At 40.2% G+C, this 13,216-nt stretch carries 13 protein-coding genes; 9 read left to right on the top strand and 4 right to left on the bottom strand.

Translation table 11 applies throughout. The annotated features are described in order from the left end of the window. Positions 1 to 1,306: Si-specific NAD(P)(+) transhydrogenase (gene sthA / locus L652_RS0118260; protein WP_024603592.1), on the top strand; the 1,306-nt coding region annotated here is incomplete at its 5' end. Positions 1,307 to 1,414: 108 nt separating this feature from the next. On the opposite strand, the gene hemE is transcribed toward sthA, so the two are convergent. Next, positions 1,415 to 2,479 carry a uroporphyrinogen decarboxylase gene (gene hemE, locus L652_RS0118265; RefSeq protein ID WP_002961084.1) on the bottom strand — a complete coding sequence of 355 codons (1,065 nt, stop codon included), beginning with the start codon at positions 2,477 to 2,479 and terminating at the stop codon, positions 1,415 to 1,417. 530 nt (positions 2,480 to 3,009) lie between these two features. Here hemE and L652_RS0118270 point away from each other — a divergent pair. Continuing rightward, positions 3,010 to 3,480, top strand: a complete 471-nt coding sequence (locus L652_RS0118270) for an Rsd/AlgQ family anti-sigma factor (RefSeq protein WP_007582240.1) — start codon at positions 3,010 to 3,012, stop codon at positions 3,478 to 3,480. Positions 3,481 to 3,545: 65 nt separating this feature from the next. Here L652_RS0118270 and fkpA read toward each other — a convergent pair whose 3' ends face one another. Beyond that, on the bottom strand, positions 3,546 to 4,292 hold the full coding sequence (gene fkpA, locus L652_RS0118275) for an FKBP-type peptidyl-prolyl cis-trans isomerase (protein WP_024595253.1): 747 nt from the start codon (positions 4,290 to 4,292) through the stop codon (positions 3,546 to 3,548). A gap of 215 nt (positions 4,293 to 4,507) precedes the next feature. Here fkpA and L652_RS0118280 point away from each other — a divergent pair, with 215 nt between their 5' ends. After that, a complete protein-coding gene (locus tag L652_RS0118280; RefSeq protein WP_024595254.1) occupies positions 4,508 to 5,506 on the top strand; it encodes a hypothetical protein in 999 nt (332 codons plus the stop codon). Then, positions 5,493 to 5,708: a SlyX family protein gene (locus L652_RS0118285; RefSeq protein ID WP_007378900.1), complete on the top strand. Its 216-nt coding sequence runs from the start codon at positions 5,493 to 5,495 to the stop codon at positions 5,706 to 5,708. Before L652_RS0118280 ends, L652_RS0118285 begins: the two co-directional genes overlap by 14 nt. 32 nt (positions 5,709 to 5,740) lie before the next feature. On the opposite strand, the gene L652_RS0118290 is transcribed toward L652_RS0118285, so the two are convergent. Next, a complete protein-coding gene (locus L652_RS0118290) occupies positions 5,741 to 5,944 on the bottom strand; it encodes a YheV family putative zinc ribbon protein (protein ID WP_007378899.1) in 204 nt (67 codons plus the stop codon). A gap of 132 nt (positions 5,945 to 6,076) precedes the next feature. Between L652_RS0118290 and L652_RS0118295 the strand changes: the two genes are divergently transcribed. The 5 genes from L652_RS0118295 (at position 6,077) to L652_RS0118315 (ending at position 11,785) form a co-directional block, all read left to right on the top strand. Next, positions 6,077 to 7,999, top strand: coding sequence for an ATP-binding cassette domain-containing protein (locus L652_RS0118295; protein WP_024595255.1), 1,923 nt, complete (start codon positions 6,077 to 6,079; stop codon positions 7,997 to 7,999). Beyond that, complete coding sequence (locus L652_RS0118300) at positions 7,983 to 8,405, top strand: TIGR02444 family protein (RefSeq protein WP_024595256.1); 423 nt, start codon at positions 7,983 to 7,985, stop codon at positions 8,403 to 8,405. Before L652_RS0118295 ends, L652_RS0118300 begins: the two co-directional genes overlap by 17 nt. Before the next feature lie 875 nt (positions 8,406 to 9,280). Further along, on the top strand, positions 9,281 to 10,273 hold the full coding sequence (locus L652_RS0118305) for a hydrolase (protein ID WP_024595257.1): 993 nt from the start codon (positions 9,281 to 9,283) through the stop codon (positions 10,271 to 10,273). Beyond that, the gene (locus tag L652_RS0118310) at positions 10,270 to 10,524 is read left to right on the top strand and encodes a YheU family protein (RefSeq protein ID WP_007378894.1); all 255 of its coding nucleotides are present in this window, start codon (positions 10,270 to 10,272) and stop codon (positions 10,522 to 10,524) included. The genes L652_RS0118305 and L652_RS0118310 overlap by 4 nt, the downstream gene beginning before the upstream one ends. 64 nt (positions 10,525 to 10,588) lie before the next feature. Continuing rightward, positions 10,589 to 11,785: a dipeptidase gene (locus L652_RS0118315; RefSeq protein WP_024603593.1), complete on the top strand. Its 1,197-nt coding sequence runs from the start codon at positions 10,589 to 10,591 to the stop codon at positions 11,783 to 11,785. A 246-nt stretch (positions 11,786 to 12,031) separates the two neighbouring features. On the opposite strand, the gene tuf is transcribed toward L652_RS0118315, so the two are convergent. After that, positions 12,032 to 13,216 carry an elongation factor Tu gene (gene tuf, locus L652_RS0118320; RefSeq protein ID WP_024596766.1) on the bottom strand — a complete coding sequence of 395 codons (1,185 nt, stop codon included), beginning with the start codon at positions 13,214 to 13,216 and terminating at the stop codon, positions 12,032 to 12,034.

Below are 13,216 nucleotides of genomic sequence, written 5' to 3' on the forward strand. Positions count from 1 at the left end.
GGTTATTGAACGCCAAGAAGCTGTTGGTGGCGGTTGTGTACATTGGGGAACAATTCCTTCAAAAGCGCTTCGCCATTCTGTTAGCCGCTATATTGAATACAAAGCAAACCCGTTATTTAATATTGGTGAGCGCCCTAGCCGCTTAACTTTTCCTGATATTTTACGTCACGCCAGTTCGGTTATTTCTAAGCAATCTAATTTACGTAGTAGCTTTTACGACCGTAACCGCATTCATATGTTTCAAGGTGATGCGAGCTTTGTAGATAAGCACACGATTGAAGTAAAAAGAAATGACGGCTCAACCGAGCGACTAACGGCTAAAACGATTGTTATAGCAACGGGTTCACGCCCTTATCGCCCACCAGAAGTCGATTTTACGCATTCTCGTATTTACGAAAGTGATACAATACTTGGCCTTAAACACGACCCTCACCGCGTACTTATATACGGCGCTGGTGTAATTGGTTGTGAGTATGCTTCTATATTTAAAGGTTTAGGCGCTAAAGTTGATTTGGTTAATACACGCGACCGACTACTTGCTTTTATGGATGCTGAAATATCTGACGCGCTTAGCTATCACTTTTGGAACAGCGGTATTGTTATTCGTCATAACGAAGAGTTTGACCGAATAGAGACCCGTGACGACTGCGTTATTATGCATTTAAAATCAGGCAAACGCGTAAAAGCTGACTGTATTTTATTTGCTAATGGCCGTACTGGTAATACAGATACATTAAACCTTGAAGCCATTGGTTTAAAAGCCGATAGCCGTGGCCAATTAAAAGTTAACGAAACATATCAAACAGAAGTTGATAACGTTTACGCTGTAGGTGATGTAATTGGCTACCCAAGCCTTGCTAGTGCTGCGTTTGACCAAGGTCGTATAGCTGCTGATGCAATTGCATGTGGTAACTGTGACGACCGCCTGATTGTTGATATTCCGGCCGGTATTTATACCATTCCAGAAATGAGCTCAGTAGGTAAAACAGAGCAAGAACTTACAGCCGCTAAAGTACCGTATGAAGTTGGCCGTGCTCAGTTTAAGCATTTGGCTCGCGCGCAAATTGCTGGTACTGAAGTAGGTAGTTTAAAAATATTATTCCACACTGAAACCAAAGAAGTACTTGGCGTACATTGTTTTGGCGAGCGTGCATCTGAAATTGTTCACATTGGCCAAGCCATTATGGAACAAAAAAATGGTGGCAATAATATCGACTACTTTGTAAATACCACATTTAACTACCCAACCATGGCTGAAGCCTACCGTGTTGCGGCATTAAATGGTTTAAATCGCTTATTTAAGTAGGTTATTGAGTAAGGTTTTTTTAAAGCCTTTTATAAATAAATAACAAAAAGCCCGCTAATTAGCGGGCTTTTTACTTTTAAACAGTTTTAAAGCTTGTTTAAGTGGCTATTACTTATGGTACTTAGCACTTAGCTCATGTACTGCATTAATGAATACGCCAGCATTTTCAGGGTCTACATCTGGTGTAATACCGTGGCCTAAGTTAAACACGTGGCCATTGCCTGTACCAAAGTCTTCTAAAATAGTGCCTACTTCTTGGCGAATACGCTCTGGTGTACCGTGTAACATAGATGGGTCCATATTACCTTGTAGAGCCACTTTATCACCCACACGGCGCTTAGCGTCGCTAATATTAATAGTCCAATCAAGGCCTATTGCATCACAACCTGTTGCTGCAATAGCTTCAATCCATTGACCACCATTTTTAGTAAACAAAGTAACCGGTACTTTACGACCATCGTATTCACGAATTAAGCCATCTACAATTTTATGCATATATTGTAGTGAAAACTCATTGTAATCGCGCGGGCTTAATACACCACCCCATGAGTCAAATACCATTAGCGATTGCGCGCCTGCTTTAATTTGAGCATTTAAGTAATCGATAACTGAATCTGCTAACTTATCTAGTAATAAATGAAGTGTTTGGGGCTCTGCAAACGCCATTTTTTTGATTTTACCAAATACTTTGCTGCTACCGCCTTCAACCATATAAGTCGCTAGTGTCCAAGGTGAACCAGAAAAACCAATAAGTGGTACTTCGCCCTTAAGCTCACGACGAATAGTGCTTACTGCATTCATTACGTAGCCAAGCTCGTCTGTAGGGTCTAGCTTTGGAATTTTTTTAACATCAGCAAGTGATGAAATAGGGCGTTCAAACTTAGGGCCTTCGCCAGTTTCAAAGTACAAGCCTAAACCCATCGCATCTGGAATTGTTAAAATATCACTAAATAATATAGCGGCATCTAACGGGTAGCGACGTAATGGTTGCAGTGTTACTTCACATGCAAGTTCTGCATTACGGCACAGGCTCATAAAATCGCCCGCTTGTGCACGTGTTGCACGGTACTCTGGTAAATAGCGTCCTGCTTGGCGCATCATCCATACCGGAGTTACATCAACAGGTTGTTTTGCAAGTGCACGTAAATAACGGTCGTTTTTTAATTCGCTCATGGCGTAAATGATCCTAAGACTTGTATAAATTGTGCAAGATTGTACCACCATATTCCCTGACCCTCTATTGCTTAGGGACGAAAACAGCTTTACCTAGAGGCAGATCAATATAATGGAGTGTTTTAATCCATTTTGACTATAAAATAAGCAAAAAAGAATAACATTTAAAACTTTTTATTAATATGTTTGCAACATACTAAAAACCTTGTTATTGTTTGTCCCGCGTTAACAAAAACAACAATAAAAATCTTAAAACAATAAAAATAAAAGTTTTAAAATAATAACAATAAAAATCATCTCATAAAAATAAGAAAGCTTGTTATAACAAGTCACTGAAAGAAATTAGACCACCGTAACTGGTGGTTTTTTCTTGCCTGCAATAAAACTCCCCCATCTTAATTAATATAAAAAGATACAACTCACAACTGGGTTACTTTACTTGTTGATATACGCTCAAATTAAATATATCTTGATGTACAGTGAGTTATTATATTTTTAATTAAAAACCAACCCAGCCTAGGAGAATAATTATGCTGACGCGTGTAGAAAAAGCTCAACAAAAATGGGGTGGTAGCCACACAGTAATTGATAAATGGCTAAACGAACGCCAAGACCTTATTGTACTTTATTGCAAAATTGCAGGCTTTACGCCGTACGAAAAGCAAGATCAGGCATTACCAGAGCCAAAGCTAATTGAATCATTTTGCCAGCTTTTAATGGATTACCTATCTGCAGGCCATTTTGAAGTGTATGACGATATAGCAAAAGCATGTGAAAAAAAGGGCTTACAAAGCCAAGAGTTAGCAAACTCTATTTACCCGCGTATTTCTAGTACAACCGACATAGCGCTTGATTTTAATGATAAATACGCTGAAGTAGACAAAGAAGACTTGTTAAAGGGCTTTGATGATGACTTATCTGTTATTGGCGAGGCATTAGAAGCACGCTTTGCACTTGAAGATGAGCTTATTGATAACTTGTTTTCTAATCACGCAAACTAATATGTTATTTACGCACATTAAAAAAGGGACCTAAGGTCCCTTTTTGCATTTACACAATAAGCTTATTATTGTGCTGGTGCTTCTTCATTTTGAATTTCAAGTAATTCAACTTCAAATACAAGTGTTGAATTAGCTGGAATCTTACCTAAGTCACGGTCGCCGTAAGCAAGTTCTGAAGGAATAGTGAACTTGTACTTAGAACCCACTGACATAAGTTGTAAACCTTCAGTCCAACCCGCAATTACGCGGTTAAGAGGGAAAGTTGTCGGTTCGTTACGTGCATATGAGCTATCAAACTCAGTACCGTCTAATAAAGTACCTTTGTAGTGTACTTTAACTACATCAGTTGCTACTGGCTTTTCGCCATCGCCTTCGCTAAGTACTTCGTACTGTAGGCCAGACTCAGTTACTGTAACGCCTTCTTTTTTAGCGTTGTCAGCTAGGTATTTAACACCCGCTTCTTTGCTTTTTTCAGACTCTACTTTTGCTTTTTCTTCTTGCTTAGTACGTACTGATGTATCTAATTCAGTTAATACTTCACGAATTTTTTCTTCGTCAAGCTTTGCATTGCCAGCAAGTGCATCTTCAAAACCACGGATTAAAAGTGCTTGGTCTAGTTCAATACCAATTTCTGTTTTGTCTGCTAGGTCTTTGTTTAAAAAGTTACCCACAGATGCACCAATACCGTATGCTTGTTGCTGTTCAACAGTGTCTAATTTAACTTCAGCTTGTTCTTTTTTTGCTTCTTGATTACAAGCTGTAAGCGCTAAAACTGACGCTGCAATCAATGACAATCTAATCGTCTTTTTCATTTTAAATCTCCGACACACTTTGCAGTTGTCATTTTAATGTATTATTACTAGTTAAAGATTAACGGCCCACATGATAGGCTGCTTGTTTAATGACTAAATTCCACATTGTTAGCTAAACTAAAAACATATCCAGTGATTAGACAAACAACCTAGGCATTTAACGCGTCCTAGTCTAACCTCTCAGTCACTAAGAGTTAAGGGGAAATACCTGTAATATGTCGATATTTCGTACTTTTTTAATCGTATTTAGCTGTTTTTTAGCCATCGCCTGTACCGATAAAAAACAACACGCTGTAGCAAGTTACGAACATGCTGCACAAGGTGCGTTTTCATCAACACTGTCAAACGATGGTAAATACAGTTTGATCTCCTCTATCAACCATGGGGTCGCCCTGTGGGATAATCAACAGCAGGTACTAAAATACCAATGGTTTCAGCAGCAAGATCAAGACAGTTTGGTATACGCCGTTGCTATTGCTTTTGATAACAGCGTGGCTGTTACCGCCGAAAAAACCACGTTTGCTGTGTGGGATATAGCCACAGGCAAAAATAGAGGTTATTACAAAATACAAAAAGCCAGCATTCGCGATATTGCCATTAGCAATCAAGGCCGTAGTGTTTTATACGGCCGTAGCGACGGCGTTGTCGTATTTGTAAACCTAGAAACCGGACGTCGTATTGAGTTTTTAGGTCATCAAGATAAAGTTAACACTGTTGACCTATCACCTAACGGACGCTTTGCTTTGAGTGGCTCTAACGATTATGTTGCTTACTTTTGGGATACACGTACAGGGCAAGTAATTCATCGTTTTAATCACCCAACGCGTGTTACCCAAGTAACGCTCGATCCACAAGGTCGCTATGCGTTTACGGCCGATAGTATGGCACAAGCAAATGTATGGAAGCTGACTACAGGTGATCTTGTGAGTAAACTGAAGTATATTGCGCGTCAGAAAATTTTTACTGCTGTGCGTTTTAACGAACAAGGCACTTTGCTTGCAACTGGCTCGCCAAATAAGCGCGTAGATTTATGGCAAATACCAAGCGGTGAAAAAATTCAAACTTGGCAGGTTACCCCGCGCGAAGGCAGTAAGCCTAAATCGGCGGTGGTGCTAGATGTGACATTTACAGATAACGGTAAGTCGTTGTTAACCGAAAGCTCCAGCGGTATCGCAGAGCGATTTATTATACGAGAGAATAATGAACACAATTGAACATCGCTTAATGGAACTTGAAGCCAAAGTGGCTTTTCAAGACGAAACAATTGAAGTCTTAAATGATGAAATAAAAGTGCACCAGCAACTGTTAGCAAAAATGAAACGCCAAACTGAGCTGCTAGCAGAAAAAATTAAAGAGTCGCAGTCATCATCGTCTATGATGTCTGAAGCACCTGAGCCGCCTCCACCGCATTACTAAAACCGGTAAAAATTAGGCAATAAAAAACCGGGTTAGTCGCCCGGTTTAAATACACCAATTACTTGTTCAAATTGGCGAGTAGACGCCTGAACAGCGTTATCGGGTTGCGCCATTTTATGACCACACTCAACACACTCTACTTTTTCAACATCATGTTCTCTGTATAGCATCATAGTATCCATGGCTTTGCAGTCAGGGCACGATGCACCAGCAATAAATCGCTTCTTTTGTCTCACAACATTTTTCCTGTGGTTTGAACTACTGCTATTTTATCGTATAACTTCACTTGTTGATACGCTTGATAAGAGCATTAAGTTCTATGTTATGATAGCGCCAACTTAACAAGGGCACAGCAAAGTAACGCATTCATGATCCAAATCTCAGAAATAGAACTACTTCGTGGCGGTAAAGCCTTATTAAAAAATGCATCAGCTACGTTATTTCCAGAACATAAAGTAGGCCTTGTTGGCGCTAATGGTTGTGGAAAGTCAACGTTATTTGGTTTACTAAAATCTGAATTGCAACTCGATGCTGGTAATTGCAGTATTCCCAAAGATTGGTCTATTGCCTCGGTAAAACAAGAAACCCCCGCCCTTGAAATAAGCGCAATTGATTATGTACTTCAAGGCCACCCAGAATACTACGCAATGCGTATAGCACTGCGTGAGGCCGAGAAAAACAACGATGGCGACACACAAGCCAAAGTACATATTCAGCTTGAAAACATTAAAGGCTACAGCATTGAATCAACCGCAGGTGAGCTATTACATGGCCTAGGCTTTGCCAATAACCTTATAGAAAACCCTGTAAGCTCGTTTTCGGGTGGTTGGCGTATGCGTTTAAACCTTGCCCAAGCATTAATACGCGACGCCGATTTACTACTTCTTGATGAGCCAACAAACCACCTTGATTTAGATGCTGTTTATTGGCTTGAGCGTTTTTTACGTGCTTACACTGGCACCCTTGTACTTATATCGCATGACCGTGAGTTTTTAGATGCGGTGGTTGATCAAATTTGGCATGTAGATAAGCAACTTATCAACGTGTACAAAGGTAACTACTCGCAGTTTGAACGCCAAAAAGCTGAGCGCTTACTACAACAACAAGCAATGTTTGATAAGCAACAAGATCAAATTGCGCACCTTGAGCAGTTTATAACGCGTTTTAAAGCAAAAGCCAGTAAAGCTAAACAAGCACAAAGCCGTGTAAAAGCACTTGAACGCATGGAAAAACTAGCGCCGGCACATGCCGACTCGCCATTTAACTTTGAGTTTGCAGAGCCAAAAGCATTACCAAACCCACTAATGACAATAGATAAAGCCAAAGCGGGTTATGGTGACGTCACTATTTTAAATAATATAGAGCTAAACCTTGTACCAGGTAGCCGAATTGCTTTACTTGGTAGAAATGGTGCGGGTAAATCAACGCTAATTAAACTCCTTTCTGGTGATTTAGAGCCGCAAGCTGGCGAAGTTATTCAGCATCACGGTTTAAATATTGGTTACTTTGCGCAGCATCAGCTTGAATCTCTTGATTTAAAAGCCAGTGCAATAATGCATTTACAACGCCTCGACCCAAAAGCTACTGAGCAATCACTACGTGACTTTTTAGGTGGTTTTGCCTTTATTGGCGATAAAGCCCTTGAGCCTGTAGCCCCATTTTCGGGCGGCGAAAAAGCACGTTTAGTACTTGCTATGTTGGTATATCAAAAACCAAACTTATTACTACTCGATGAGCCAACTAACCACCTTGATTTAGAAATGCGCCATGCACTTGTTATGGCACTACAAGGCTTTGAAGGCGCTATGGTTACCGTATCGCATGATCGCCATATGCTTAAAAACACCGCCGACGAGTTTTACTTAGTAGATGGCGGCAAAGTAACCCAGTTTGGTTACGACTTAGATGCGTATTATCAGTGGTTACTGAATGCCAATAAAGAAGCGGTTAAAGCGCAGCAAAACGACGAGCCTAAAGCAAACCCAGGTGTTAACCGTAAAGAGCAAAAGCGCTTAGAAGCTGAATTTAGAAAAGCCACTCAGCCACTTAAAAAGCAAATTGAAAAGCTGGAAAAGCAACTCGATAAATTTACTGCAGAGCTTAGCGAAGTTGAAGTAGCCCTTGGCGACAACGAACTCTACAACGATGATAACAAAGCCAAGCTTAAAGAGTTATTAGCTAAGCAAGCAACGCTTACACCTAAACTTAACGACATTGAAGAAGAGCTACTTATAGCACTTGAAGAAATGGAAGAAAAAGAGCAGGCATTCGCCGATGAACTTGCTCAATAGCGACCATTTTTGGCAGTTTGCGTGCACCTTGTACGCAAAGCCTGAGCAACAAAAAACCTTGCTGGCACTACAAAACCAGCAAGGAAAAAATGTTAATTTATGCTTATTACTGCTTTATTTAGATTCATTAAATTTAAGTGTTAATTCCCAACAGTTAAATGAGTTAATAAATGTAACTAGTGAGTTTGATACTCACGCATTACAGCCTCTGCGCGCCGCACGCAGCTATTTAAAAGCTAATCAGAATACGTTAAGTGATTACGCCACAATACGCGAAGAGTTGCTAAGCGCTGAGCTGAAGCTTGAAAAACAACAGCAACATATGTTGATTGAAGCAGTAAATGAGTTTGAATTAGTCAAACATACAGAGCCAAACAATATTGAGCTATATGTGAAAGCCACTTAGGCTGCTACTTTTTGTGCCCTCTTCCACTGCTCATTCTCTTTTCTTTGTGCAAAAAACCTTTAAGTGATTTATTCACAAAGAGCTTAAGATGCGCTTCGCTTTTAGAGGAAAATAAACTAAATTACTTAGATATAAATATTGAGCGGTTGTTTAGCTGAGGAGTTTATTACCCTGTCCTAATCTTCTTCTCTTTTTCTTTTTTTTGCGCAAAGACCTTTAAGTAATTTACTCACAAAGAGGTTAAGAGGCGCTTCGCTTTTAGAGGAAAACAAACTAGATTACTTAGATATAAATATTGAGCAGTTTATTGCTCTACCCTCATTTACTTCTCATTCTTTTCTCTTTGTGCAAAAAATCTCTAGGTGGTTTACTCAAAAAAGTTTAAAGCGCTACGCTTTTAGGGGAAGTGGAAAAGCATGAATTAAGATCAGCTCACTATTTCAAGCAAAAAACTCTCTTAGCTCTCAGTGGTAATAACTTAGTAACCCTTAAAGCATGATCTAAATCAACTTAGCTTCGCTCCTACATCTGCTTATGTAAATAACTTGATCTCGATCACGTTGCAACCAGCAAACACCGCCTATGATTAACCCATCAACAACGAGGGGAACAACTCATGAACGTATTTTTTAGAGACTTTTTTACAGATCCAGTTTTATTTATGTCTTTTGGGTTTTTAACCATCGTTGTTTCTTTGTGTATCTTTTTTGCTTTTTTCTTTTTGAAAAAAATACATGATGCAGAAATTCCCGAACAAAATTAAGCACGACGCACTAAAGCGCCTTATTAGTTTACTAGTTAGGCGCTTTTTATTTTCTGAAGCGAAAAATTTGGTACACTAGCTTTTCGTTTAATACAAAGTGCGTAGTACAAACATGATCTCTCAGTTCAAACCAGCATGGTGGATGACCAATCGTCACGTTCAAACCATAATGCCGCGTTTTTTCCGCCCATTTCACCACACTCGCTACGAACTTGAGCAACTTGATACGCCCGATGGTGACTTTATTGAGCTCGCATGGTCACTTCCACATAATGAAACCGCACCACTTGCCGTTGTTTTGCATGGCCTTGAAGGCAATATAAATAGCTTTTATGCCAAAGGCATGATGAAGGCTTTAAAAAAACAAGGTTATGCAGTTGTGCTTATGCACTTTAGAAACTGCTCAACTGAAGTAAACCGCCTTCCACGTGCTTATCACAGCGGTGACACCGCCGATTTAGCCTTTTTTATAAATCATCTTAAGCAACAATACCCAGATAGAGCGATGGTTGCCGTGGGCTTTTCGCTTGGTGGTAATGTGCTTGCTAAATACTTAGGCGAAGAGAATACAAACTGCCCACTCAATGCAGCTGCAGTGGTATCGGCGCCTTATGACTTATCATCATCAAGTGATGTTATTCGTAAAAGCTTAGGTAAAATTTATCAAAAGTATTTGCTCGATCGCATGAAAAAGTCGATGCAACGTAAATTACCGCAAATTAAGCAGCAAATTCCTATAACTACCGATCAATTAATGAATATTGATGATTTATTAGAGTTCGATAACCAACTTACAGCACCGTTACATGGCTTTGAAAATGCCCACGATTACTATCGTAAAGCCAGTGCTATGCCGTACTTAAAAGATATCGCTATACCCACACTTATTATTCATGCCAAAGACGACCCGATGCTCTCAATTAAAGCCGTACCGAGTAGGCAAGATGTAAGTGAGCATGTTACGCTGCGCATCTCTGACAAGGGCGGACACGTTGGTTTTATTAGCGGTAAAAACCCGTTTAAGCCTATATTTTGGTTAGAGAAAGCCGTGCCATGCTATTTTGGGCAACATGTTTTAGGCAATGCGAACAAAGAGCAATTATGATTATTCCTTTTGAACAACTCGATAAAGATACCCTTTACAACCTAATAGAAAGCTATGTTTTACGTGAAGGCACCGATTATGGCGAAGTAGAAGCAAGCATTGAATCTAAAGTTAACCAAGTTAAGCTTCAGCTTAAAAATGGCGAAGCCATGGTGTTTTTTTCAGAGCTTCATGAGTCTGTAACTATTATTTCGAAGGGCGAATTTAAAGCGCTGCAAAGTGAAGAGCATCAAGCACAGTCGTTTGATTAAGGCGTAGTACTTGTAACTTTTGAGTTGAACGTACACAATGGCTTTTTACCCAAAGAGCCAAAACATGATAAAACTCAGCACTCTAGTGGTAGCCATATCACTAGCATTAACTAGCCAAGCCCAAGCAGAACAAACAATAACAGCATCTGAAAAGGCAATTAAGCTCGCTAAAGACACTATTTTAATTGATACCCATATCGACGTACCTTACCGAATTCATAAAAACTGGGTTGATGTAACTAAAGCGACAACTGATGGCGATTTTGACTACCCTCGCGCTGTAAAAGGCGGTTTAAACGCACCGTTTATGTCAATTTATATTCCTGCGCATTTGGAATTTGAAGGTAAAGGTAAAAGCTATCAGCTAGCCAATCAAATGATTGATAGTATGGAAGCCATAGCCCAGCGCGCGCCCGATAAGTTTGCTATTGCTAGCTCAAGTAGTGATATAGAGGAGCAATTTAAACAAGGTAAGCTCTCTATCGCAATGGGTATGGAAAATGGCTCTCCAATCGAAGGGGATATGAAGAATCTTCAGCATTTTTACGAGCGTGGCATTCGCTACATCACGCTAGCGCACTCGCAAAGCAACCATATTTCGGATTCTTCTTACGATATACGCCGTAAATGGAAAGGCTTAAGCCCATTTGGTAAAAAGCTTGTCACTGAAATGAATAATATTGGTATGTTAATCGACGTTTCGCATATTTCTGATGATGCGTTTTATCAAGTTATGGATCTATCTAAGACACCAGTAATAGCCTCGCATTCATCACTTCGTAAATACACGCCAGGCTTTGAGCGTAATATGAATGACGATATGCTATTGGCGCTTAAAGAAAATGGCGGTGTTATTCAAATCAACTTTGGCTCAAGCTTTGTTACCGCTAAAGCAGGTAGCTGGGGCAAGCAATTAAAAAGTACAAAAGAGTCAGCTAAAAAAGAAGGCAGTAAGTTAAGTAAAGACTTTGATGCTGCGTACCGCGCTAAAAACCCGTATCCATTTGCAAGCCTTGAGCAGGTGCTTGATCATATTGATCACGTAGTTGAGCTAATTGGTATTGATTATGTAGGTATTGGCTCTGATTATGATGGAGTTGGCGATTCATTACCTATCGGCTTAAAAGATGTATCTAGCTACCCAAATCTTGTCCAAGGTTTAATGGATAGAGATTACAGCGACAAAGATATTAAAAAAATCCTTAGCGGTAATTTATTAAGAGTTTTAAAACAAGCTGAAGAGTATACTAAAAAGCATTAAAGCTTTTATCATATATTAGTAATTGGCTAAAAGACCAAGAGCTAACTCAATATAAGCGCGGCCTAGCCGTGCTTTTTTTATATTTAAGAGCTCAGTTATTTTCAGCAACCTTTTTCCTCGGGTTTCGTAAAACTCAACCCAAGCTACGGCAAGAAAGTTATAACTCAAAGCTAATCACTTTTCTATAGGCATTAAAAAAGGCCACCTAAGTGACCTTTTTCTAACAATTAACTTTAACGTTAATTATTACGCTACGATAGTTGCTACAACACCAGCACCTACAGTACGGCCACCTTCACGGATAGCAAAACGAAGACCTTCATCCATCGCGATTGGTGCGATTAGAGTTACTGTCATCTTGATGTTATCACCAGGCATTACCATTTCTACGCCTTCTGGTAACTGTACGTCACCAGTTACGTCAGTTGTACGGAAGTAGAACTGTGGACGGTAACCTTTGAAGAATGGAGTATGACGACCACCTTCATCTTTAGAAAGTACGTATACTTCTGAAGTGAATGTAGTATGTGGGTTGATTGAACCAGGCTTAGCTAGTACTTGACCACGTTCAACGTCTTCACGCTTAGTACCACGTAGAAGTGCGCCGATGTTTTCGCCAGCACGACCTTCGTCAAGAAGCTTACGGAACATTTCAACACCAGTACAAGTAGAACGAGTTGTATCATTGATACCAACAATTTCTACTTCGTCATTGATGCGGATGATACCAGCTTCAACACGACCAGTTACAACTGTACCACGACCCTGGATTGAGAAAACGTCTTCGATAGGCATGATGAATGGCTTATCGATGTCACGCTCTGGCTCTGGGATGTAAGAATCAAGTGCGTTTGCAAGCTCAACAATCTTATCTTCCCACTCTTTCTCGCCTTCTAACGCTTTAAGCGCAGAACCCGCGATTAGAGGTAAGTCATCACCTGGGAAATCGTATTCTGAAAGAAGTTCACGAACTTCCATTTCTACTAGTTCAAGTAGCTCTTCGTCATCAACCATGTCACATTTGTTCATGAACACGATGATGTAAGGAACACCAACTTGACGAGAAAGAAGGATGTGCTCACGCGTTTGTGGCATAGGGCCATCTGTCGCAGCAACTACTAAGATCGCGCCGTCCATTTGAGCAGCACCAGTGATCATGTTTTTAACATAATCGGCGTGACCAGGACAATCTACGTGTGCGTAGTGACGTGTAGGTGTATCGTATTCAACGTGAGACGTTGAAATAGTGATACCACGTTCGCGCTCTTCTGGAGCGTTATCGATTGATGCGAAATCTTTAGCAACACCGCCGTATACTTTTGCAAGTACGTTAGTGATTGCTGCAGTTAGTGTAGTTTTACCGTGGTCAACGTGGCCGATTGTACCAACGTTTACGTGCGGTTTTACGCGTTCAAACTTTTCTTTTGCCAT

The organism is Pseudoalteromonas sp. TB25, assembly GCF_000497995.1.
Lineage (GTDB): Bacteria > Pseudomonadota > Gammaproteobacteria > Enterobacterales > Alteromonadaceae > Pseudoalteromonas > Pseudoalteromonas distincta.

What these genes read in the sequence shown, in the direction of transcription:
- hemE (WP_002961084.1), bottom strand. Translation starts at nt 2,479, where the DNA reads ATGAGCGAATTAAAAAACGACCGTTATTTACGTGCACTTGCAAAACAA.
- L652_RS0118270 (WP_007582240.1), top strand. Translation starts at nt 3,010, where the DNA reads ATGCTGACGCGTGTAGAAAAAGCTCAACAAAAATGGGGTGGTAGCCAC.
- fkpA (WP_024595253.1), bottom strand. Translation starts at nt 4,292, where the DNA reads ATGAAAAAGACGATTAGATTGTCATTGATTGCAGCGTCAGTTTTAGCG.
- L652_RS0118280 (WP_024595254.1), top strand. Translation starts at nt 4,508, where the DNA reads ATGTCGATATTTCGTACTTTTTTAATCGTATTTAGCTGTTTTTTAGCC.
- L652_RS0118285 (WP_007378900.1), top strand. Translation starts at nt 5,493, where the DNA reads ATGAACACAATTGAACATCGCTTAATGGAACTTGAAGCCAAAGTGGCT.
- L652_RS0118295 (WP_024595255.1), top strand. Translation starts at nt 6,077, where the DNA reads ATGATCCAAATCTCAGAAATAGAACTACTTCGTGGCGGTAAAGCCTTA.
- L652_RS0118300 (WP_024595256.1), top strand. Translation starts at nt 7,983, where the DNA reads ATGAACTTGCTCAATAGCGACCATTTTTGGCAGTTTGCGTGCACCTTG.
- L652_RS0118305 (WP_024595257.1), top strand. Translation starts at nt 9,281, where the DNA reads ATGATCTCTCAGTTCAAACCAGCATGGTGGATGACCAATCGTCACGTT.
- L652_RS0118310 (WP_007378894.1), top strand. Translation starts at nt 10,270, where the DNA reads ATGATTATTCCTTTTGAACAACTCGATAAAGATACCCTTTACAACCTA.
- L652_RS0118315 (WP_024603593.1), top strand. Translation starts at nt 10,589, where the DNA reads ATGATAAAACTCAGCACTCTAGTGGTAGCCATATCACTAGCATTAACT.
- tuf (WP_024596766.1), bottom strand. Translation starts at nt 13,216, where the DNA reads ATGGCAAAAGAAAAGTTTGAACGCGTAAAACCGCACGTAAACGTTGGT.